Origin of the sequence: Clostridium sp. CMCC3677, from assembly GCF_023845585.1 — a bacterium.
Lineage (GTDB): Bacteria > Bacillota > Clostridia > Clostridiales > Clostridiaceae > Clostridium > Clostridium aquiflavi.
This window is the reverse complement of record NZ_JAMQHS010000003.1, coordinates 16,743-39,801: the sequence shown is the minus strand read 5'-3', so window position 1 is coordinate 39,801 and position 23,059 is coordinate 16,743. Positions and strand designations below refer to the sequence as shown.

At 25.9% G+C, this 23,059-nt stretch carries 21 protein-coding genes; 15 read left to right on the top strand and 6 right to left on the bottom strand.

What is annotated here, in order from left to right:
• Positions 1-40: 40 nt before the first annotated feature.
• From NG901_RS04025 to NG901_RS04015, 3 genes are all read right to left on the bottom strand, one after another.
• Positions 41-649, bottom strand: coding sequence for a DUF445 domain-containing protein (locus NG901_RS04025; RefSeq protein ID WP_252212465.1), 609 nt, complete (start codon positions 647-649; stop codon positions 41-43).
• Between the two features lie 259 nt (positions 650-908).
• Complete coding sequence (locus tag NG901_RS04020; protein ID WP_252212464.1) at positions 909-2,510, bottom strand: Na/Pi cotransporter family protein; 1,602 nt, start codon at positions 2,508-2,510, stop codon at positions 909-911.
• Positions 2,511-2,612: 102 nt separating this feature from the next.
• Positions 2,613-3,560: a ribonuclease Z gene (locus NG901_RS04015; protein ID WP_252212463.1), complete on the bottom strand. Its 948-nt coding sequence runs from the start codon at positions 3,558-3,560 to the stop codon at positions 2,613-2,615.
• Between the two features lie 147 nt (positions 3,561-3,707).
• On the opposite strand from NG901_RS04015, the gene NG901_RS04010 reads away from it, so the two are divergent.
• The 10 genes from NG901_RS04010 (at position 3,708) to NG901_RS03965 (ending at position 14,046) form a co-directional block, all read left to right on the top strand.
• Positions 3,708-4,361 carry an HAD family hydrolase gene (locus NG901_RS04010; protein ID WP_252212462.1) on the top strand — a complete coding sequence of 218 codons (654 nt, stop codon included), beginning with the start codon at positions 3,708-3,710 and terminating at the stop codon, positions 4,359-4,361.
• Between the two features lie 166 nt (positions 4,362-4,527).
• Entirely contained in the window at positions 4,528-5,691 is a 1,164-nt protein-coding gene (locus tag NG901_RS04005) for an AI-2E family transporter (protein WP_252212461.1), read from the top strand.
• Positions 5,692-5,867: 176 nt separating this feature from the next.
• Positions 5,868-6,602 (top strand): phosphocholine cytidylyltransferase family protein, encoded by a 735-nt coding sequence (locus tag NG901_RS04000; protein WP_252212460.1) that lies wholly within the window; start codon positions 5,868-5,870, stop codon positions 6,600-6,602.
• A gap of 13 nt (positions 6,603-6,615) precedes the next feature.
• Positions 6,616-7,914, top strand: coding sequence for a phosphoenolpyruvate mutase (gene aepX, locus NG901_RS03995; protein ID WP_252212459.1), 1,299 nt, complete (start codon positions 6,616-6,618; stop codon positions 7,912-7,914).
• 2 nt (positions 7,915-7,916) lie between these two features.
• On the top strand, positions 7,917-9,053 hold the full coding sequence (gene aepY, locus NG901_RS03990; RefSeq protein WP_252212458.1) for a phosphonopyruvate decarboxylase: 1,137 nt from the start codon (positions 7,917-7,919) through the stop codon (positions 9,051-9,053).
• 4 nt (positions 9,054-9,057) lie between these two features.
• Positions 9,058-10,152, top strand: coding sequence for a 2-aminoethylphosphonate aminotransferase (locus tag NG901_RS03985; RefSeq protein WP_252212457.1), 1,095 nt, complete (start codon positions 9,058-9,060; stop codon positions 10,150-10,152).
• A gap of 106 nt (positions 10,153-10,258) precedes the next feature.
• Positions 10,259-10,642, top strand: a complete 384-nt coding sequence (locus NG901_RS03980) for a hypothetical protein (RefSeq protein ID WP_252212456.1) — start codon at positions 10,259-10,261, stop codon at positions 10,640-10,642.
• Entirely contained in the window at positions 10,632-11,273 is a 642-nt protein-coding gene (locus NG901_RS03975; RefSeq protein ID WP_252212455.1) for a normocyte-binding protein, read from the top strand. Before NG901_RS03980 ends, NG901_RS03975 begins: the two co-directional genes overlap by 11 nt.
• Complete coding sequence (locus tag NG901_RS03970; protein WP_252212454.1) at positions 11,273-11,557, top strand: hypothetical protein; 285 nt, start codon at positions 11,273-11,275, stop codon at positions 11,555-11,557. Before NG901_RS03975 ends, NG901_RS03970 begins: the two co-directional genes overlap by 1 nt.
• A gap of 20 nt (positions 11,558-11,577) precedes the next feature.
• Entirely contained in the window at positions 11,578-14,046 is a 2,469-nt protein-coding gene (locus NG901_RS03965) for a glutathionylspermidine synthase family protein (RefSeq protein ID WP_252212453.1), read from the top strand.
• An 88-nt stretch (positions 14,047-14,134) separates the two neighbouring features.
• Here NG901_RS03965 and NG901_RS03960 read toward each other — a convergent pair whose 3' ends face one another.
• Entirely contained in the window at positions 14,135-14,695 is a 561-nt protein-coding gene (locus NG901_RS03960; protein ID WP_252212452.1) for a class I SAM-dependent methyltransferase, read from the bottom strand.
• 373 nt (positions 14,696-15,068) lie between these two features.
• Between NG901_RS03960 and NG901_RS03955 the strand changes: the two genes are divergently transcribed.
• Positions 15,069-15,374 carry a hypothetical protein gene (locus tag NG901_RS03955; protein ID WP_252212451.1) on the top strand — a complete coding sequence of 102 codons (306 nt, stop codon included), beginning with the start codon at positions 15,069-15,071 and terminating at the stop codon, positions 15,372-15,374.
• Positions 15,375-15,560: 186 nt separating this feature from the next.
• On the opposite strand, the gene ilvA is transcribed toward NG901_RS03955, so the two are convergent.
• Positions 15,561-16,781 (bottom strand): threonine ammonia-lyase, encoded by a 1,221-nt coding sequence (ilvA, locus tag NG901_RS03950; RefSeq protein WP_252212450.1) that lies wholly within the window; start codon positions 16,779-16,781, stop codon positions 15,561-15,563.
• 327 nt (positions 16,782-17,108) lie between these two features.
• Between ilvA and NG901_RS03945 the strand changes: the two genes are divergently transcribed.
• From NG901_RS03945 to NG901_RS03935, 3 genes are all read left to right on the top strand, one after another.
• Positions 17,109-17,873 (top strand): threonine/serine exporter family protein, encoded by a 765-nt coding sequence (locus tag NG901_RS03945; RefSeq protein WP_252212449.1) that lies wholly within the window; start codon positions 17,109-17,111, stop codon positions 17,871-17,873.
• Complete coding sequence (locus NG901_RS03940) at positions 17,874-18,332, top strand: threonine/serine exporter family protein (RefSeq protein ID WP_252212448.1); 459 nt, start codon at positions 17,874-17,876, stop codon at positions 18,330-18,332.
• A gap of 319 nt (positions 18,333-18,651) precedes the next feature.
• The gene (locus NG901_RS03935; RefSeq protein ID WP_252212447.1) at positions 18,652-19,545 is read left to right on the top strand and encodes a cation diffusion facilitator family transporter; all 894 of its coding nucleotides are present in this window, start codon (positions 18,652-18,654) and stop codon (positions 19,543-19,545) included.
• Between the two features lie 347 nt (positions 19,546-19,892).
• Here NG901_RS03935 and NG901_RS03930 read toward each other — a convergent pair whose 3' ends face one another.
• On the bottom strand, positions 19,893-20,861 hold the full coding sequence (locus NG901_RS03930) for a calcium/sodium antiporter (protein WP_252212446.1): 969 nt from the start codon (positions 20,859-20,861) through the stop codon (positions 19,893-19,895).
• Between the two features lie 429 nt (positions 20,862-21,290).
• On the opposite strand from NG901_RS03930, the gene NG901_RS03925 reads away from it, so the two are divergent.
• Positions 21,291-22,847 carry an ABC-F family ATP-binding cassette domain-containing protein gene (locus NG901_RS03925; RefSeq protein WP_252212445.1) on the top strand — a complete coding sequence of 519 codons (1,557 nt, stop codon included), beginning with the start codon at positions 21,291-21,293 and terminating at the stop codon, positions 22,845-22,847.
• Positions 22,848-23,059: the final 212 nt, after the last annotated feature.

Genomic DNA, 23,059 nt, shown 5'->3' with positions numbered 1-23,059 from the left:
GATCTTTAATTATTTATAACAAAGCCTAATACTTTATATTTTATTTTATAAAAAGTATTATTAAAGATTGAATTATTCCAATAAAACCACCTAAAATAAAGCCTAGTATTTCAATGTGTTTAAGTTCTTTTTTAGCAACAGATATTATTATGCTTTCCAATTTATTCAAATCAAGAAGATTGATTTTTTCTTCAACAATTTTTTCAATATCTATTTTTTCTTTAGCTTTTGACATAATTGTATTATGTATATCGTTGATAATAGGATTTAATTCAGTATTAATAATTTCATCAATATAGCTTTTAATCATTACATTAAATGGAGCAGGAATGAAATTGATTTTTTCTGATATTACATTTACTATTTTATTTTTTATATATTCATTAAAGTTTTCTTTATCTTCTTCTTTTATTATTTCATTAAATAAATCATCTACTGATAATAATTCATTTGCAATAACTTGCCCAATATTTTTAGCAATTTCTTTTTGTCTTTTTGGTATAAGGCCTATAATTTCTATATTAAATATAGGTATTTTTATAGGTTTTATTGGTCTAAATAATAACTTTATAGCTAAAATATTAGTAATCCAACCTATAAGTCCACCAATTAAAGTTAAAAATAATATTGTTATTAAAATGTGTATCATAGTTAAATAACTCCCCCTATTATTTAATAGTAAAAATACTTAAATAGTATATCATATTAATGTAAAAACTAAAAGTACATAAAAACATGTGTTTTAATTTTAAATATCAGTAATTATGTTTAGAAAGAATATACTCTTTAAAAGTATATTTTAAAGAGTATAGAACAATTTGAAAGTTTATATATTTTCAGAAAGGCAAATATGAAAAAAACGACTGATTTACAGTCGCTTTTTTCTTCTTTAGGAAATTATAAAAATATTAAAGTACTCTTTCGGCAATATTAGTAGAGTGATCACCAATCCTTTCAAGATTACTAATCAAATCTAAAAATATTGTACTAGAGTTAGCTGAACATTTTTTTTGATTTAATCTTTTTATATTGCTTTCTCTAAGTGTTTTTTCACAAGTATCTATTTTCAATTCAATTTCTTTTACATGCTTAGCGTTAGTATAATCACTGTTTTCATAACACTTTAAAGCTAAAGTTAAGGCATTAAGAGTCTGCTCATACATACTCATAAGTTCTTCAATAGCATCTTGTGGAATTCTAATATGATCATCAATTTTTTCAGTAGCCAATTCTACTATATTTTTTGCATGATCACCAATTCTTTCTATGTCATTAATTATATGAAAGCTTGTACTTAAAATTTTACTATCAGTATCTGGTAATTCATAATTTGATAATAGAACTAAATAATCTGTTATCTCTTTTTCTAAAGTATTTATTATTTTCTCATTACTATATACTTGTTTTATGTATTCTTCATTTTCAATCAAAAAAGCTTTCATGGCTAATTCTATATTTTTTTGTGCAATTTTACCCATTCTAATTGTTTCATTAACAACTTGTCCAGTTGCTACAATAGGAGTATCTAATAAATTTTTATCCAAATAAATTGATCCATCTGTTTCTAAAGAATCTTTACCAGGTAAGATTTTATTTGCTAATAAAACAAGATATTTTGACAAAGGCAGTAAAACTATTGTACTTGTAATATTAAAAATAGTATGAGCATTTGCAACTTGTCTAGAAACATCTGTAGGGTTAATATATTTTATAAATGAAATTAGTGGATTTATAAATGGAGTAAATATTAATACACCTATAATATTAAAAAAGAGATGTATTAAGCCAGCCTTTCTAGCAGTTTTGCTTCCACCAGCAGAGGCTAAAAGTGCTGTAACACAAGTTCCAATATTGCATCCAAATATAATAGGCAATGCAATATTCATATCAATAGCTCCAGTTGTAGCAAGGGCTATTAAGATACCAGTTGTGGCAGAAGAACTTTGAACTATTGCAGTCATTAAAAGTCCACATAAAACTCCTAAGAGTTTATTATTGCCAACGAGAACTAAAATTTGCGAAAAAATTGATGATTCAGCTAACGGTTTCATAGCATTAGACATAAAATTCATTCCAAGGAATAGTATACCAAATCCTAATATTATGGAAGATATATCTCTATGCTTTTTCTTACTTGTAACTAAGAGTGATATTGAACCGATACCTACAAATAAAGGTGCAATATTATCTAATTTACAAGAAATTAATTGTGCTGTTATAGTTGTTCCGACATTTGCGCCCATGATAATGCCAGTAGCTTGCATAAGATTTATAAGACCAGCATTTACGAAGCTAACAACCATTACTGTTGTAGCACTAGAACTTTGAATTATAGCAGTTACGAGAGCTCCAATAAAAACTCCCATGTATTTATTATTTGTTACTTTTTCTAAAATACCTTTTAATCTTTCACCTGCAACGTTTTCAAGCCCGTCTCCCATGAGCTTCATACCAAAGAGAAATAGCCCCAAGCCCCCAATTAATTCAATAAGCATATTTATACCATTCACACATATCTCTCCTTCGAAATAAAAAAAGTAATTAAGTTTTTATATTTACATATTATAACTTTTAATAAAGGAAAAGTAAAACTAAAAATTGTAAAGTATTTTTCAATCTATAAACTTTAGGTTTTTAATTAAACCATCATGAGCAACATTGGAATTTTCAAAAACCTCTTTTGCATTATAGATATAACTTTCAGGATTAGATAATGCAGGACTAAAATGAGTTAAAATTAATTCTTTACATTCTCCATTTTGAGCTAAGGTTGCACTTTCTCTAAATGTCATATGTTTATTTTTTATAGCTTTTTCTATATCTTCATCGCTACCATAAGTACCTTCACAAATAAACAAGTCACTATATTTGATAAAATCAGGAATAGCATTAGTTGGTCTTGTATCAGTTACATATGATATTTTAATGCCTTTACGCTCATTATCAAGAACTAAATCAGGGGTATATATCCTATTATTATAATTTATAGTTTCTTGACTTTGTAGTTTGTTCCATAAAGTTTTAGGTACATTATTTTTAATAGCTTTATCTACAGAAAATCTAGGGAATCTTTTGATATAAAAATTATAACTTAGGCATTTAGCAGAATGTTCAACTTCTAATGAAGATAATATAAGATTACACTTATCATCATTTTCACATAAAGAAGTACCATTTGTATTTATTAAAAATTTTAACTCATTATTTTCTAATTCAATAATTTCTAGTTCGTAAGGAAGATATGGGTTTATAACATTTAAACCATTAACAATTTCTTTAATTCCTTTTGGTCCAACTATTGTAATTTTTTCACTTCTACCACAATTACCTATTGTAGAAAGTAATCCAGGTAATCCTATTGTATGATCGCCGTGAGAGTGAGTTATACAAATTAAATCTAAAGATTTAAACCCCCAACCTATTTTTCTCATGGCAACTTGTGTACCTTCACCACAATCAATTAAAATTTTTCTACCATTTATGTTTATCAAAGTAGAAGATAAAAATTTATCAACCATAGGCATTCCACCTATTGTCCCTAAAGTGCATAGATCAATCATAAAAAACCTCTCCTATCTTTATATAGTAAAAAATTGTCTATATATTATAATAACAAAAAAAATATAAATAATTCTAGTTTTATTTTGTACTATTATTAAAATTTTAATATAATATTCTAGAAAGAATATTAATTTGGAGGGATGACTTTGAATAAAGAATATGATTATATTTTTATGGACTTAGATGGAACAATAACTGACCCTATGATTGGAATAACAAAATCAATACAATATTCATTAAAACATTTTGGAATTAATGTTGAAGATATAAATACACTAACTAAATTTATAGGTCCACCATTAAAAGATACTTTTAATTTGTATTATGGATTTAATGAAGAAAAAACAGTAGAGGCTATAGAGAAGTTTAGAGAAAGATTTGCAAGTGTGGGTCTTTTTGAAAATGATGTATATGAAGGAATGGAGAAATTTCTAAAATCATTAAAAGACAGAGGAAAAACTCTTATGGTTGCAACATCAAAACCTAAGTTTTTTGCAGAAAAAATACTTGACCATTTTGGTTTATCAAAATACTTTACTTTTATTGGTGGTAGTAATATGGATGAAACTCGTTCTAAAAAGAGTGAAGTCATAGAATACGTTTTATCAGAAAATAATATCACTGATTTATCGAATGTTGTTATGATAGGGGATAGAGAACACGATATTATTGGAGCAAAAGAATTTAACATTGATAGTATTGGGGTACTATATGGATATGGAAATTATGATGAATTAAAAGAAGCAGGTGCAACTTATATAGTTAAAGATTTAGATGAATTACTAAAGATAATTGTATAGATCAATTTAAGTTATTAATTTATATCTTGAATTTTGTATTATATTTTGTATATAGTTCATAATTATAATTAAGTTAATGAGAATTTTGTTGAAAGCTATATGTAAAAAATCTATAATGATTACATAGTAGTATTATTTAAATAACTACTACAAAAGAGAGGGAAAAATGAAAATTAATTGGAATGAAAAATATAACACAATATCAATATATTCTTTTATAGTTGTAAGTGCAATTATTATATTTTACTTATCTATATCTGAATTTGGATCATTATTAGGAAAAATAAGTGGAATAATAGTTATATTACAACCATTTATAATAGGATTTTCAATGGCGTATATATTAAATTTTATATTAAAATTTTATGAAAGAAAAATAAGTGAATATAATAAATTAAAATCTCTTAGTTTTAAAGGAAAGAGAGGATTAAGTTTATTTATTACATATATAACAGCTATGTTATTGATTGCTCTTTTTATACACTTTGTATTGCCACAATTGATACAAAGTATAATAGGATTAGTGAATGATGTTCCTAAATTTATTAATGAATCAACAAAATTTATTAATGAATTAATGCTAGATTTAAATATTTCAGAAGAATATCTTCCTTTAATAAATAATAATTTTAATGAATTTATTAATTACATAATAAAGATTGCAACTAATTTATTACCTGTTTTAGGAAGCTTTGTTACTAAAATAGCATCTAGTATTTGGAATATTGTTCTAGGCGTAATAATATCAATATATTTACTAATTGATAAAGAAAAATTCTGTGCAATGAGTAAAAAAGTAACATATGCTGTTTTTTACAGAAAGGCTGCAGAAAAAATTATAGAAATAACTCACAGAAGTAATGATACATTTGGAAAGTTTTTAATGGGAAAAATATTAGATTCTTTTATTATAGGAGTATTAACTTTTATAATATTAACTATATTTAGTATGCCATATGCTATATTAATATCAGTAATAGTGGGTATAACTAATATTATTCCATTCTTTGGACCATTTATAGGAGCTGTTCCATCATTTATAATAATTTTATTTGTATCTCCAGTAAAAGCATTATGGTTCTTAGTAATAATATTAATAATTCAACAAATTGACGGAAATATTATTGGACCTAAAATATTGGGAGATTCAATAGGAATATCTGCTTTTTGGATATTATTCTCAATATTATTTGCAGGAAAATTCTTGGGATTAATAGGAATGATTATAGGTGTACCTTTATTTGCAGTAGTATATTCTATTATAAAAGAAATAGTAGAAGCAAATTTAAAGAAAAAAGGTTTAAAAATAAATACAAAAGATTATATGTGACTTTAAAAATATAAAACTTTAAGTCATATAGAGTTTAAAGATATGAAATATATTTTTAAACTCTATATGACTTTTTATTTTGTATAAAAGTAAAAAATTTACATGAACATATTGTATTGAACAGTGAATAATGATAATATAATTTTGTTCAATAAATGAACAAAAGGGGGAGTGTTATGGGAAAAATAAATACTGCGGTTATTTTAGTTGCAGGAATGGGAAAAAGATTATATGAAATAACAAATGATGAAATACCCAAAGGCTTTATATGCATAAATGAAAAAACATTAATTGAAAGATCAATATCTAAATTAAGGCAAGCAGGAATAAAGAAAATATATTTAGTTACAGGACATTTAGGAAATTTTTATGATAAGTTATGTGAAAAAGAGGTAGATTTATATGTCAAAAGAAATGATAAATATATAACTACTGGTAGTATGGCTTCATTGGCTACATTAAAAAATTTAATTGTTGATGATTTTTTATTATTAGAGGGTGATCTTATTTATGAAATTAAAGCATTAAAAGATGCAATTGAATATGCTTCTGATGATTGTGTAATTATTAGCAATTTAACTAATAGTGGCGATGAATGCTACATTGAGATTAAAAATAATAACTTATATAAAATTTCTAAAATTAAAGAAGAAATAAAAAATATATATGGAGAATTAGTTGGGATATCTAAAATATCATTAAATTTATATAGGGAAATGATAAAGCAATTTAATAAATCCAAAATGCAGAAATGTGACTATGAATATATATTATTTGATGTTGCAAAGATGAGAAAGATTGGGTATTTAAAAATTGAAAATTTAATATGGTCAGAAATTGATAATAAAGAACATTTAAAAAGAGTTAAGGAATATATAATTCCTAGATTGTATGTTAATGGTGAAGAATAGAAGGGATGAGTTTATGAAAACAGTTTATATAGCAATGAGTGGAGATATAATACATCATGGTCATTTAAATATAATTAATGAAGGAAGAAATTTAGGAAAAGTAATAATAGGACTTCATACTGATGATGTTATTGCAGGATATTGGAGAAAACCAATAATGAGTTATGAAGAAAGAAAAATGGTGATTGAAAATATAAAAGGTGTTTCAAAGGTAATTCCTCAAGACACATTAGATCAAGTAGCAAATATTAAGATATTAAAACCCGATTATATTTTGCATGGTGACGATTGGAAAAGTGGATTTCAAAATAAATTTAGAAAAAGAATTATAGATGTCATTAAGGAATGGGATGGAAAGTTAGTAGAAATAAAGTACACTGAGGGAATATCAATTACTAAATTAGAAGAAAAGTTAAGTGGAATAGGGACAACCCCTCAAATGAGAATGAAAAAACTCAAAGAGTTAATGTATTCAAAAAAGATAGTTAGAATACTTGAAGCACATAATGGACTTACTGGTTTAATAGTTGAGAAAACAAAAGTAGAAAAGGAAGGAAAGATAAAAGAATTTGATGGTATGTGGGTAAGTTCACTTTGTGATTCAACATCAAAGGGAAAACCTGATATAGAAGTTGTTGATTTGACATCAAGACTAAATACAATTAATGATATTTTAGAAGTAACTACAAAACCTATAATACTTGATGGAGATACTGGTGGAAAAGTAGAGCATTTTGTTTATACAGTTAAAACATTAGAAAGATTAGGGGTATCAGCCATTATAATAGAAGATAAAATTGGACTTAAAAAAAATTCTTTGTTTGGAACGGACGTAGAGCAAAAGCAAGATACTGTAGAAAATTTTTGCAGCAAAATTAGAGCAGGAAGAAATGCAAGAGTAACAAATGATTTTATGATTATAGCTAGAATTGAAAGTTTAATTACTAAAGCTGGACTTGGTGATGCTTTATTTAGAGCAAAAGCTTATATACAATCCGGTGCTGATGGAATAATGATTCATAGTAAAGAAAGTGATGGAAAAGAAATAATAGAATTTTGTAAACAGTATAGTGATTTTGAAAATAAGGTTCCACTTATAGTAGTTCCAACTTCATATAATTTTATTACAGAAGAAGAATTATCACATTTAGGAGTTAATGTTGTTATATATGCAAATCATTTAATAAGAAGTGCTTATCCAGCTATGATGAGTACAGCAAAAAGTATTTTAGAAAATGAACGTTCTAAAGAAGCTTCAGAAAATTGTATGGCAATAAAAGAAATACTAACTTTAATACCTGGAGGGAAATAAGGATGTTAGATGTGTCAGAATTTTATAAAGAGTTAATAGATAATGATATAAAATTTTTTACAGGGGTGCCAGATTCATTATTAAAATCTTTTTGTGCATATGTTAATGATAATACAATCAGTAAAAACAATATTATAGCAGCTAATGAAGGGAATGCAGTTGGATTAGTTTCAGGCTACCATTTAGCAACAGGAAAAATAGGACTTGTTTACATGCAAAATTCAGGACTTGGTAATACAATTAATCCAATTACATCTTTAAGTGATAAATTAGTTTATAGTATTCCTATGTTATTAGTAATAGGATGGAGAGGGGAACCTGGTAAGAAGGATGAACCACAACATAAAAAACAAGGATTAATAACTACTAAATTATTAGAAACTTTAAATATAAAATATAAAATTTTAAGTGATGATACAAGTAAAGATGAAATGAAGAGTTTTTTAAGAGATGTTAATGATTATATGAAAAAAGAAAAAGAACCTTATGCACTAGTGATAAAAAAAGGAACTTTTAATGAATATAAACTTAAAAATAATAAATTGTATGACTTTGAAATGACTAGGGAAGAAGCATTGGAAGTTATTCTATCACATATTAATGAAAAGTCCATAATAGTATCTACAACGGGAATGTTATCAAGAGAACTTTTTGAATTAAGAGAAAAAAGAAAGGAAAAACATGATAGAGATTTTTTAACAGTTGGTTCCATGGGACATGCTTCTCAAATAGCATTAGGAATAGCATTAAATAAGAAAAATTTAAATGTTTATTGCTTAGACGGAGATGGAGCTTTATTAATGCATCTAGGTGGAATAACAACAATAGGTCATGAAAATGTAGAAAATTTCAAACATATAGTAATGAACAATGGTGCACATGACTCTGTAGGAGGTCAAGAAACAGTAGCGCTAGATATAGATATATTAGCTTTAGCAAAGGGTGCAAGATATAGTGAAGCATATAGTTGTAGTAAAAAAGAAGATTTAATAATATGCTTAGAAAAATTAAAAAATAGTAAGGGTCCTACATTATTAGAAATTAAGGTAAAAAAGGGTGCGAGAAAAAATCTTGGTAGACCAACCCAAATACCAATTGAAAATAAAGAAGGTTTTATGAAGAATTTAGAGGTGAATTAGTAAGATGACAATTAAAAGAAATATATTGCTTAATCCAGGTCCAGCTACAACAACTGATACTGTTAAATTAGCGCAAGTTGTACCAGATATATGTCCACGGGAAAAAGAATTCGGAAGTGTTATGGAATATATATCAAATGAATTAACTAACATAGTTGGATCTAATTCTGAATATTCTACAATATTATTTGGAGGATCAGGTACAGCAGCAGTTGAATCTATAATAAGTTCTGTTATGAGTGATGAAGACATTATTTTAATAATTAACAATGGTGCTTATGGAAAAAGAATGTGTGAAATTGCACAAGTATATAATTTAAATTATATAGGATTTTGTAGTTCGCCTATAAATACTATAGACTTTATTAGGCTAGAAGAGGTAATTAAATATAGCAAAAAGAAAATAACTCATTTAGCAGTAGTGCATCATGAAACTACTACTGGATTATTAAATGATATAAAAGAAATAGGATCAATTTGTAAAAAATATAACATAGAAATGATAGTTGATGCAATGAGTTCATTTGCAGGAATACCTATTAATATGAAAGAAATGAATATAAAGTATTTAGCATCTAGTTCTAATAAATGTATACAGGGGATGGCCGGAATAAGTTTTGTAATTGCTAATCTAAAATCATTGGATAGTATTAAAAATAAAAAAATACGAAACTTATATCTAAATTTATATAAGCAATATGAGAACTTTAAAGATAATTTTCAAATGAGATTTACACCACCTGTACAAGTACTTTATGCATTGAAGCAAGCTATAATAGAAATAAAAGAAGAAAGCATCGAAAAGAGAAATTTACGATATAAAGAGTGTTGTAAAATACTTTGGGATTGCCTAGATAAACTAAATTTAAAACGTTTAATAGATGATGAAAATTCCTCTATGCTATTAACATCAATTATTGAACCTCGGATAGAGAAATACGATTTTAAAGAACTTCATGATTATTTATATGAAAGGGGTTTTACAATTTATCCAGGAAAAATAGCATCAAAAAATACATTTAGAGTAGCTAATATTGGTGAGGTATATCCAGAAGACATGAATAAGTTTGCTAAGATATTAGAGGAATATATGATGTAAAAAATATATATAATTTAAAAATATAGGATATATTTAATGTATTCTATATTTTTTTTTAACAGATAAGGTATAATATTGCATATAATATTATATTTTGGAGGAAAATGTGGAGATTTATATATATAAAACACTTAATGAATGGTATAAAGATAAACCAATAGAAGTTCTAGAAGGAGAAGTAACTAATTTATATAATGAACTTATAGCGGTTGATACAATAATAGAAAATAAAAATTATAGGCAACTATTTTCTACTAAAAATAATTTTGCAATACTTTATAAGTTGGACTATGGATTTTTAGCATGTGCTGTAGAAATAAATTTTTATTTTGATGTTGATTCGTGGAAAAGGTCAAGACCTGATATTAGTTTTAATGGACAAGTATGTGAAGATGAGTGCGGAGCAAATAATTTCGTATTTATAAATGAAGATGGACATAAGCATTATATATCTCTTGATGGGATATATTCAGTAACTTATGAAAGGTAAAAATATGAATTTAAAAGAAGTTGATTTAAGAAATATCTATAGAATTTGGAGAAGTAATTTAGGAGAATTCAGGTGTTTTTTTAGAAGTACGCCATTTGTTTCTCTACAAACTTATGAAGATTTTGTTTTGGACGATTATAAAAGTGAGACTAAAAAAGAAGTAGTAAGAAAAATACTAGATGAATATAACGAAGAATGCTTTATTATTATTGATTTACCTTTGGATGAAATTTTAGATTTATCTTTAGAATTAAATAATAATTATTTAATAAAGCCTATATTAAATATTAATTTGTTATTTCATCCATTTGGAATTGTAGGAAGTAGAAACAATATAAGTAAGCTTATAAATACTGGTATAAAATTAAACGAGGTAAAAAGTAAAAAATATATTATGCTTATTCCATATGATAGATATAATGAAGAGTTAGATGTGAAAAAAATATATGATAAGTTAAATAATCAATATGCAGTTGGTGAGGAAGATCTTCCAAACTCTAACATTTTAAAAAGATTAGGATATAATAGGATAGTAGTTTTTACAAAAGACAATATAAAAGAGGATTTAATGAATTACATAGACTATTTTAAGAATGAAATCAATGTAAAGATAGTAAGGATGGAAAAATAATGGACAGTTTTAAGAAAAATAAAAAACGAGCTTTATCAATAGCAATAGCTTCTACATTTATGGTTACAGCCCCTAATATACTATTAGGATGTAATAATGTAAATCAAAAGGATGAAGATGATGAAGAGGAAAATGGAACAACTACATCAACTCATAATTCACATGCTTGGCATTCTTTTCGTAGTGGAGAATCATCTAACAGTAAAAAAAGTAGTGTGACTAAGTCATCTACATCTAAATCTTCAGGATATTCTGGTGTAAAAGGTGGAAGTTCTTCAAGCTAAAAAATAGGATGGTAAAAAATATGAAAAATCAATTAAAGTATACTGAGGATATTTTATTTAATAATTATATGGTTAGTTCTTTAGGAGAGGAATATGTTCATTCACAAATACCATTTTTTATTGATAAGAATATATGTGAAGATATGATTTTTTACAGTGAGAAAATTAATCATATGGCATTAGATATATTAGAAAATATAAATGGAAAGCATAAAAAACTTTTAGAGTATTTTGATGATTTTCCTTTAAGGGATAAGATATTTAATTTAAAGTGTCCTATATCTCCCATGTATTGGAGTAGATATGACACATTTATAGATATTAATAACCATGTTTATTTTGCAGAATTTAATTATGATAAGCCTTGTGGACAAAAAGAGATTCATTTAGCGGAGAGATGTAATTTTAATGGAAACTTAAATGAAGGGTTTATTAAAAAGTTAGTTAATACATTACTTAAAATAAGTGATGTATATTGTGATGGAAATGAAAAAGTTAATATAGGATTTTTAATTGATCCTTGTCATTATGAAGAATTGCATCATAGTTATTATTTTAAGGAGATTTTAAAGAATACAAATATAAATATAGTACAAGTTGGAAATAATAATTTGAGTGTTAAAGACGGATATGTATATGGATACTCTAAAATAAAATTACAAATTATTTTAAGATTGTTTCCAACAGAATTTTTTTGTGAAATCAATAATATAGAAGATATATTAGATTCATTTAATGAAGGTAAAGTTTTGATAATAAATGATCCTAGAATAATTGCAATTCAGGCAAAAGGATTTTTTGCTTACTTATGGGATTTAATTAAAAATAATTCTAATCTTATTTGTGAAGATGACAAAAATATAATAAGAAAAAGTATACCATATACAGAAATACTGAAATCTAAAAATTTAATAAACACTATAGATAATAAAGATAGTTATGTAGTAAAGTCTTCTCTTGGAAGGTATAGTCAAGAAGTTTATATCGGCAAGTCTTATGAAGATAATGCATGGACAGAAGAAATAAATAATATTTTAAAAAAAGATAAGATTCATATAGTCCAAAAGTTAATTAATATAAGACAAGAATATACGTATGCTCCAGATTTTAAAAATACGAATATACCCATATTAGCATATGGAAATTTTGGTGTTTATATAATGGATAAAAAGGTTGAAGGATTTCTTGTTAGATGGAGTAAAGAATTCTTAACAGATGATAATTATACATGGATGTCACCTTTGGGAACAAACGATTATCCACTAAAAATAGAAAAAAATAGTTTTACTAGTGAAAAAAGTAGAGCTAAAATATATGAAGAACTAAATGAGAAACTTTCATTTAAGTATAATTTTACTGGAGCATATTCTAATATTAATGAGTATGTTTCTTTAGATATAATGATATTGAAAAATGAGTTATATGATGAAATAAAAATAACAAGTAGTAATTTTTGTGAAATATTAAAAAAAATATATCCATATATTCAAAAAAATATTAAACTTTTTGGACCGATTTTGGGTATACCTGAAGAGCTGTATAAAATGGTATCTCAATCTTATACATCTACTCTTTGTGCATTAGGTAGAATTGATTTTGCATTAGATAACTATGGGGATTTAAAGATATTAGAATTTAATTCAGAAACACCAGCAGGAATTGTAGAATCTATAGGCATAAATTCAATAATGCAAAGAAGATTTAATTTGAAATATATTAATCCAAATGAGAATTTAAGGAGTGATGTAAAAAATACATTAATTTATATTATAGAGGAAATAAAACAACTAAAAGAAGTTAAAAATATTGCAGTTGTAACTTCGTGGTATTATGAAGATATATATACAACAAATATAATATGTGAAATTTTAAAAGAATTAGATAACTATAATATTATATTTGGAAACATATATGATTTAGATGTTAAAAATCATAAGATATATCTTTATGGAGCAGAAATTCATGCTATATATAGATATTATCCATTAGATTGGTTTTATTATGATGAAGAAATGAAAAAATTAATAGAACCCTTAAGTGATGAAGTTTATTTAATTAATTCAGGTCATACTCTTATAGTTCAATCAAAAGCATTTTTTGCAGTTTTACATGAAATTATTAATAAAGGAATTATATCAAAAGAGGAAGAAGATTTTATAGTAAAATATATTCCATATACGTCTTTAGAAAAAGATAAAAAGCTTTCATGTGATTATTTAATTAAACCATATTTGTCACGAGAAGGGGATGGAATAAACTTAGATTATGAGTGTACATATAATCAAAATGATGATGTGATATTTCAAGATAGAGTGAATATAAAACCAGTTAAGATAGATTTACATTCTGTTATTACTAAGGAAAATAAATACCAATTTCCTATTTTAGGAGCTTATATAACAAATGATAAGTTTTCAGGAATATATACAAGAATGGGAGATATTATAACAGACAAAAATGCTAGATACATTTCAACATATATAAAATAAATGATTAATTAACTATAAAGCTAGATTATATAAAATTTTGCTAAAGCAAAGCTGAATTTTAAGATAATCTAACTTTATTTTGTTTAAGTTAGTCTAATTTTAATGAAACATTAAATCTGCAAGGATTATAATATCCATCAGTGATTTTCCAATCTTTAAAATTATCTTTATTGTATAGTAAGTGTTGTTCTCTATGCGAAGTTATAGGCAAGTCCCCTATAAATATAGCTTTTTTAGCAATTCTTTTCATTTCATCAATTGCTTTTTGTGCATAGTCTTGATTTGGAAAGTAATGAAATGCACCAAAGCAAAAAACTTTATCAAATGTATTATTTTTAAAAATTAGGTTACTTGCTTCCCCATGCAATACAGAATTATTAAGTAATTCAATATGTTTTTTTACAAGGGAAGTTGAATAATCAACTCCAACATATGATTTACAATTAATATATTGTGCTAGGCCACCAGCACCACATGCAACTTCTAAAACAGTGTCAGTTTCTTTAATATCTAATTCTTTAATAATATTTTTTGCTATTTTTGCTACATTTGCAGTAGTACTTTCATAGCCATCTAATACTTCTAATTTTCTTGTAGTATCTCTTCCTTTTCTTTCCCAAACTTCTTTCCAATAACTCATATCTTCCATTTGATTTCATCCTCTCATTTATAAATAATTATTAAATTCTCATTACGTTCAATTTATGAACAATATAAGATTACCATTGTTCATTGTTCACTTCAACAAGTTCACTATAAATTTTTACAAAATATATAAAAATGAATGTAATTATTTGAAAAATAGTAAATTATAATAATTTTGTTACCATTGGGTTTAAAGAAATTTCTACTTTAAATCAAAGAATTACTTTATGAATATAAAAATATGTTAAAATAATGTTTGAACATACTAGTAATAAATAATGTTAATGCTATATTTAAAAGGAATTATATATTAGAGATTTAAAACTCAAGGTATAATTTAGATGTCTTATTATATTAAAATTAATTAGGAGAATATTATGAAAATAGATATATTTGAAATAAGTGAAATAATAGCAATTGTTATGGATTTAGTTGATAAATTAGAAGCTTATGAGCTATATGGATTTGAAGACACAAGTGAATTACATATTCCAAAGCCAATAAATGATAAATTAGAAAATTTAGGTTCTAATAATTATGATGATTTTTTATGCAAGTGTTCTGAAATTGCAGAAGAGATACTTTTTATAAAAACAGGAGAGTTAAATGAATTGAATCATTGTCATCAAGAAATAAGTTTTTTAGCAGAGGATAAACTTAAAGATTATATAAAAAGGAATTAGATTTTCTAACTTGATTTATTATATTTTTAATTAGTCCCAGTACTATATTCTACTATAGAAAAAGTACATATAATTGAATAAGCTTTTTAAAATTTAAGGCACAAGTAAGTATTTTATAATAAAAATTAACTTATGCCTTAATTTAATTGATATTTAATAAAAGTATTAACTTAAATTAAAAAATATTTATTGATAAATATTCTTAGGCTTTAAAACATTAGGATCATATCCTTTATCTTTTAATGCTTTTATTATTGAATCTTTATGTTCAGGACCAAAAGTTTCCATAGTTATTTCAAGCTCAACAGCACTATTTCTATTAATACTAACAAATTGATTATGATCAAGTCTTATTATATTTCCTTGAGCTTCAGCAATTACTTTAGATACATTTGTTAATTCACCAGGTTTATCAGGAAGCAAAACAGATAAAGTACATATACGTTCTCTTTCTATTAAACCATGTTGCACTAATGAGGCAAAAGTTATTACATCCATGTTTCCACCACTTATAATTGATACAATCTTTTTACCTTTTATATTTAAGTGTTTTAAGGCAGCAACAGTTAATAAACCAGAATTTTCTGCTAGCATTTTATGATTTTCTAACATGTCTAAGAATGCAACTATTAATTCCGGATCTTTAATAGTAATAATTTGATCAATATTTTCTTGTATATATGGGAAAATATCAGATCCGGGAGTTTTTACAGCAGTACCATCTGCGATAGTATCAACTTTTGGAAGGGTTACAACATGTCCAGCTTTTAGTGAAGTTTCCATGCAATTAGCCCCATAAGGTTCAACTCCTATAACCTTAATATTAGGATTAAGAAGTTTAGCTAATGTAGAAACACCAGTTGCGAGTCCGCCACCGCCAATTGGAACTAAAATTATATCAACAGTAGGTAATTCTTTAAATATTTCCATAGCGATAGAACCTTGACCAGTTGCAACATCTAAATCGTCAAAAGGATGAATAAATGTATAGCTTTTTTCTTTTGCAAGTTCTAAAGCATAATTACAAGCTTCATCATAAACATCACCATATAATATTACTTCAGCACCATATGCTTTTGTACGATTTACTTTTATAAGTGGGGTAGTAGTAGGCATAACAATTATAGATTTTACATTATATAATTGAGCAGCATATGCAACCCCCTGAGCGTGATTACCAGCAGATGCTGTTATTAAGCCTTTATTTCTTTCTTCATCGGTAAGAGTGCTAATTTTATAATAAGCACCTCTAATTTTATATGCCCCAGTTTTTTGTAAATTTTCAGGTTTCAAGTATACTTTATTTCCAGTACGATCAGAATAATAATCACTATAAACTAGTTTTGTTTGTAATATTACTTTTTGTACTGTCTCATATGCTTGTTCAAATTTCTCTAATGTCATCATATTTCATATAACCCCCTTTTTAATGTATTTTTAATAAAATATGGAATTTGATATTTTTATAATAACACTTGAAAAATTAATGTCAAGTAAGAAAAAAATGCATGCATTTTTAATATACTAATAATAAAAACGATATATATTTAAATTTGGATAATTTTAGATGTGTATAAATAAAACTATTATAATTTAAATAATTACTTATATAATAAGAAAATGCTTTGTGATATAATACTCTCATCAGTTAGTTTGTACTAAAAATATATATCATTTATTAGATTAAAATGGGCATAATAAAATGTATAATAATTTTTACATGAGGGTATAAAAATGGATTTAAATAAATTACTTCAAGTATCTACATTTGCAGGAAAAATAATGCTAGAAAGTGGAGCAGAAACTTATAGAGTTGAAGAAACTGTTTGTAAGATTTGCACTTCTTTTGGGGCAGAGCAAGCAGATAGCTTTGTTATACCGACAGGAATTATGGTATCTATTTCACATGAAAATGAAGTTGCCTCATTACTTAAAAGAGTTACATCTAGAGGGGTAGATTTAAATAAGATAGATAAAATCAATGATCTTGCAAGAAAAACACAAATTGAATCTTTAAGCATTGATGATTTTAATAAACAACTTATAGAAATATCCAAAGGAGATAGGTATTCTAATCTTTATACTTTTTTTTGGTCAGCTATTTCTGCAGGCTCATTTGCTGTGCTTTTTGGAGGAAATAGTAAAGATTTCATAGTAGCCACTTTAGTTGGATTAATAATAAAAATAGTAATTAATACTTGTCAAAAGTTAAATATTAATGAATTTTTTATAAATTCATTATGTGGTGCAATATGTGCATTTTTAGCGATAATATTTATTAAACTTAATATAGGATCTAATTTAGATAAAATAATTATTGGTGCTATAATGTTACTTGTACCAGGTTTAACTATCACTAATGCTATTAGAGATACAATTGCAGGAGATTTAGTATCTGGTATGACAAAAGCTCTTGAAGCATTTTTAGTAGCTGTTTCAATAGCTGTTGGTACAGGAGGTATTTTAAGTATCTTTATAAATGCATTGGGAGGAATGTAAATGATTAAAGAAACCTTAGTTTCATTTGTAGCTTCATTTGGCTTTGGGATTATGTTTAATATAAAAGGTAAGAAATTAGTTTTTGCCGCAATTGGTGGCGGTTTAAGTTGGTTTGTTTATTCTTTATTTTTAAAATTAAATGTAAGTAATGTTTTATCATTGTTTATCTCATCAGTTGTTTTTAGTATTTATTCTGAAATTTGTGCGAGAATATTAAAAACACCAGTTACAACAATAGTTATTTGTGCGTTAATCCCATTGGTTCCAGGTGCAGGAATGTATTATACAATGTACGAAACAATAACTGGCAATATTATGGGGTCACTAGAAGTGGGGATGAGTACTTTAGCTAGTGCAGGAATGTTAGCATTAGGTGTGATTTTTGTGTCAACTATAACTCGCCAAATCACTAATTTTAGAAGAATAAAAAAAATGCGTTTAGAAAATAAGCGTACTTGAGAATAAAATGCAGCAATAATTAATGATATTATTATATATAATACTATTAATTATTGCTGTTTTTTTGTCTCTTTAATTTCTATATTACATTTAGCGCATTTTAGTTTATAAATTTTATTTGTAAAAAGTGTTTCATAAGCGTTTTAAACAAATTTTCAAGTAACTATCATCATGGCATTGATTATCAATTGATAAATATTTTCTAAAATTATTTGTTTAAATAGTTAACATTTACCTAAACTTTAGCGTACTATATATTAATTCGAATAAATAAGACATTTATTTTATTTTCAATTGAAAATAAGTGGAGGATATTTAAATGAAAGAATTAAATAGTAATGAACGTTTAAAGATTGGATACAGGGTAAGCATAGTGACTATAATAGGAAATGTTTTATTATCTATTATAAAGATAGGAATTGGAATTATTGCTTCTAGTAAGGCAATGATTGCTGATGGTGTTCATTCTTTGTCTGATGTATTTAGTACTATAGGCGTTATAATAGGTTTAAAATTGTCAAGTAAAAAAGCTGACAAAGAACATCCTTATGGTCATGAAAAATTTGAAAGCTTAACTTCTGTTTTTTTAGGAATTATGCTTTTGTTAGTTTCATTAGGAATTGGATTTTCAGGAATAAAAAATTTAGTATATGGTAATTATTTAATTCCGGGAAGTTTAGCTATATTTGCTGCAGTAATATCTATTATATCAAAAGAAGCAATGTACTGGTATACATTAAAATATGCAAAAAAGATAAATAGTACATCATTAAAAGCAGATGCTTGGCACCATAGAAGTGATTCATTTTCTTCAATTGGAGCTTTGATAGGAATAATTGGTGCTAGAATGGGATTTCCTATGTTAGACCCTGCAATAGCACTAGTAATAAGTATTATAATAATAAAAGTAAGTTATGATATTTTAAAACAAAGTATAAATCAGTTAATGGATACATCTGTTGGTGATGATGCAATAAAAAAAATGAATGCAGCAATACATTCAATTGATGGAGTTAAAAATATAGATAATTTAAAAACTAGACTTCATGCTAGTAAAATTTATGTAGATGTTGAAATTTCTGTAGAATCAGATATTTCAGTTGAGGAAGGACATAAGATTGCTATGAATGTTCATAACATAATTGAAGAAAATAAAGATGTAAAACACTGTATGGTTCATGTTAATCCATTTATAGAAAAGAAAGTTTTATAAAAATATTTAGGTTTTAATATTGTGTTGATATATGCATAAGTAAAGTGGACTGAGTAATTAAACTTAGGAATACTAAAAATGAGTATAGTCCCATTTTAGCTTGCTCCCAATATAAAATTGAGACAAGCAGTAAATGTGAATTAAAAGAGGAAGCTCGACTCCTATATGTTCGCTGAGTAAGTTCGATGGACAGAATATAAAATTCTGATTCTCACTTAACTATTCTCAAAGTCTAATTACAATGCCACTGTACCTATTGCATATATCAACAAATATTTGAAACATAGTTGATAAAAAATAAAGTCCATGATTCTAACATAACATTTAGAAAACATGAACTTTTTATTTTAATTTCTTATTATTATGTAAGCCATATAACTTATGTATAATCCTACTAATAAAAATCCTTCAATTCTTGTTAATTTTTTTTCTTTTGCTTTGTTAAAGAAAACTAATCCTACCAGTAATAAGTTAATAACTATTAAGTAAATAAAATCCGTTATTAAAACTTGTGAAACATGAATAGGGCTTATTAATGATGATAAACCTAGTATAAGCAATATATTAAATATATTTGAACCTAAGACATTACCCAGTGCTATATCATTTTCACCTTTTAATGCTGCTACAATAGATGTTACAAGTTCAGGAAGTGATGTACCAGCAGCTACTATAGTTAATCCAACTAACTTTTCACTCATTCCAAGCGAATACGCTATATTGGTAGCTGAATCTACAACTAGATTTCCTCCGATAACTATACCAGCAACACCTATTATCATAAATATTACTTTATGTAAAATATTAACATTAACATTGAAATCTACTAAAGAGTTTTTCAATTCATTAGGCATTTTTTTTGATTTCTTTATTAAAACTACAACATAAAATATGCATATTAAAATTAAGATAAATCCATCTAATCTAGATATTATATTAGTGTCAGACATAAACAAACTATCAAATGTAAATAAAAATAGTAATATAGTCACTAAAGTGTTTACTAAAAAGTCATTTTTTACTGTTGCTTTCTTAATTATAAGGGGTAAAACTATAGCAGTAGTCCCTAGTACCATAAGCGTATTAAAAATGTTAGATCCAATAACATTTCCAATTGCAATTTCATTACTGCCATTAAGACTTGAAATTAAGCTTACAGCAAGCTCTGGAGCGCTTGTCCCTATAGATACAATAGTAAGTCCTACTATAACTGCTGGTATTCCTAATTTTTTAGCTATTACTGAAGCACCATCTACAAAAATATCGGCGCCTTTTATTAATAAGACAAAGCCAATTAACAATATAATATAATTCATTCTTTTGTTCCTTTCTCTTCATATAAATAGTTATATTGTAATACATGCATCATTGATATATCAACATTTTATTTTTTTATAGATTTTAAATACATAAAAATTTTGTTTAAATACACACTGTTTTTAGTTATATAAAAAGTTATATTTATATAATAAATATAATTTCCTTTGACATAGAGGGTTTGTATCACTTAAACTATTTAAAGATGTTAATTTGGATAACTAAAATAAAACGCAAGTTACAGCGTTAAGTATAAATTGAATACTTAATAAATAAGGAAGGAGAAAGTTACTGAAAATCAGGTAACATTATAAAAGAACAAATTAAAATAAAGGTTATGTTTTAATTTAACTCTACATATTTTACATACCAATACATATTTAAAACATAGGCAAAAGCTTTTATAAATTTTCAGTAATTAAAGATAAATGAGCGTACTTATTGTAAAAGAAATGAATCATGGCTTTGGAGATAGAGCTATATTTGAAGATGTATCATTTAGATTATTAAAAGGAGAACACGTTGGACTTATTGGTGCTAATGGTGAAGGTAAATCAACTTTCATGAATATAGTAACAGGAAAACTTCAACCAGATGAAGGTAAAGTAAGTTGGTCAAATAATGTTAGAGTTGGATATATGGATCAACATGCAGCATTAACTAAAGGGCAAACTATAAGAGATGCATTAAGAGATGCATTTAAATATCTTTTTGATTTAGAAACTGAAATGAACTCATTATATGAAAAAATGGGTGATTGTACTGAAGATGAATTAAATAAAATGCTTGAAAGAACTGCTGTAATTCAAGATATGCTTGATCATAATGGATTCTATGTTATTGATCCAAAAGTAGAGGAAGTTGCAAAAGGTCTTGGTCTTTTAGATTTAGGACTTGATAGAGATGTAGATGATTTATCAGGAGGACAAAGAACTAAGATACTTTTAGGAAAATTATTATTAGAAACACCAGACATATTACTTTTAGATGAGCCTACTAACTACCTTGATGAGGAACATATAGAATGGCTTAAGAGATATCTGTTAAACTATGAAAATGCTTTTATATTAATTTCACATGATATTCCATTCTTAAATTCTGTAGTTAATTTAATTTATCATGTGGAGGATAGAAAATTAACTAGATACGTTGGAGATTATGATGAATTCCAAAGACTTTATGAAGAAAATAAGAGAAAGTTAGAAGCTGCATATGAAAAACAACAAAAAGAAATAGCGAGATTAGAAGATTTCGTTGCTAGAAATAAAGCTAATGTTGCTACTGCCAATATGGCTAAATCTAGACAAAAGAAATTAGATAAAATGGATGTAATTGAATTATCAAAAGAAAAACCAAAGCCAGAATTTAACTTTAAAGCTGCTAGAGCTTCAGGTAAAGTTATTTTTGAAACTAAAGATTTAGTTATAGGATATGATTCACCTCTTACAAAACCATTAAACTTATATATGGAAAGAGGACAAAAGATTGCACTAGTTGGAGCTAATGGACTTGGTAAATCAACACTTTTAAAAAGTTTACTTGGAATTGTAAAACCATTAAGTGGAGAAGCTAATTTAGGTGATTACCAATACATAGGGTACTTTGAACAAGAAGATAGAACTGATAATAGAAATACATGTATAGACGAAGTTTGGCAAGAATTCCCTGGATTTACTCAATATCAAATAAGAGCAGCACTTGCTAAATGTGGACTTACAACAAAACAATTAGAATCTCAAATAAGAGTTTTATCAGGTGGAGAAGCTGCAAAGGTTAGATTATGCAAAATATTAAATAATGAAACAAATATATTAATTTTAGACGAACCTACAAATCACTTAGATGTGGAAGCTAAAGAAGAATTAAAAAGAGCATTAAAAGAATATAAAGGTTCAATATTATTAGTATCCCATGAACCAGAATTCTATAGAGATGTTATTACTGAAGTTTGGAATTGTGAGGATTGGACTACTAAAATAGTATAATAATTTGACAATTTAAAGAATTAATACCTATAGTTGACAAAGCCTTATTAGCTATATATAATACAAGATGATATAATATAAATGTGAATTATTAAGAAGCTTTTTATGATGACTAATATAAGCTTAACTTGTTATGTAAATTAATTCGTTATAAGCCACATAGATTGATGCTATGTGGTTTTTTTATTCTTTAGGAATTTATATTACTAAAG

What these genes read in the sequence shown, in the direction of transcription:
- aepY (WP_252212458.1), top strand. Translation starts at nt 7,917, where the DNA reads ATGTTAGATGTGTCAGAATTTTATAAAGAGTTAATAGATAATGATATA.
- NG901_RS03955 (WP_252212451.1), top strand. Translation starts at nt 15,069, where the DNA reads ATGAAAATAGATATATTTGAAATAAGTGAAATAATAGCAATTGTTATG.
- NG901_RS04015 (WP_252212463.1), bottom strand. Translation starts at nt 3,560, where the DNA reads ATGATTGATCTATGCACTTTAGGGACAATAGGTGGAATGCCTATGGTT.
- NG901_RS03975 (WP_252212455.1), top strand. Translation starts at nt 10,632, where the DNA reads ATGAAAGGTAAAAATATGAATTTAAAAGAAGTTGATTTAAGAAATATC.
- NG901_RS03935 (WP_252212447.1), top strand. Translation starts at nt 18,652, where the DNA reads ATGAAAGAATTAAATAGTAATGAACGTTTAAAGATTGGATACAGGGTA.
- ilvA (WP_252212450.1), bottom strand. Translation starts at nt 16,781, where the DNA reads ATGATGACATTAGAGAAATTTGAACAAGCATATGAGACAGTACAAAAA.
- NG901_RS03985 (WP_252212457.1), top strand. Translation starts at nt 9,058, where the DNA reads ATGACAATTAAAAGAAATATATTGCTTAATCCAGGTCCAGCTACAACA.
- NG901_RS04025 (WP_252212465.1), bottom strand. Translation starts at nt 649, where the DNA reads ATGATACACATTTTAATAACAATATTATTTTTAACTTTAATTGGTGGA.
- NG901_RS03965 (WP_252212453.1), top strand. Translation starts at nt 11,578, where the DNA reads ATGAAAAATCAATTAAAGTATACTGAGGATATTTTATTTAATAATTAT.
- NG901_RS03930 (WP_252212446.1), bottom strand. Translation starts at nt 20,861, where the DNA reads ATGAATTATATTATATTGTTAATTGGCTTTGTCTTATTAATAAAAGGC.
- NG901_RS03970 (WP_252212454.1), top strand. Translation starts at nt 11,273, where the DNA reads ATGGACAGTTTTAAGAAAAATAAAAAACGAGCTTTATCAATAGCAATA.
- NG901_RS04005 (WP_252212461.1), top strand. Translation starts at nt 4,528, where the DNA reads ATGAAAATTAATTGGAATGAAAAATATAACACAATATCAATATATTCT.
- NG901_RS04000 (WP_252212460.1), top strand. Translation starts at nt 5,868, where the DNA reads ATGGGAAAAATAAATACTGCGGTTATTTTAGTTGCAGGAATGGGAAAA.
- NG901_RS03940 (WP_252212448.1), top strand. Translation starts at nt 17,874, where the DNA reads ATGATTAAAGAAACCTTAGTTTCATTTGTAGCTTCATTTGGCTTTGGG.
- NG901_RS03945 (WP_252212449.1), top strand. Translation starts at nt 17,109, where the DNA reads ATGGATTTAAATAAATTACTTCAAGTATCTACATTTGCAGGAAAAATA.
- NG901_RS03960 (WP_252212452.1), bottom strand. Translation starts at nt 14,695, where the DNA reads ATGGAAGATATGAGTTATTGGAAAGAAGTTTGGGAAAGAAAAGGAAGA.
- aepX (WP_252212459.1), top strand. Translation starts at nt 6,616, where the DNA reads ATGAAAACAGTTTATATAGCAATGAGTGGAGATATAATACATCATGGT.
- NG901_RS03925 (WP_252212445.1), top strand. Translation starts at nt 21,291, where the DNA reads ATGAGCGTACTTATTGTAAAAGAAATGAATCATGGCTTTGGAGATAGA.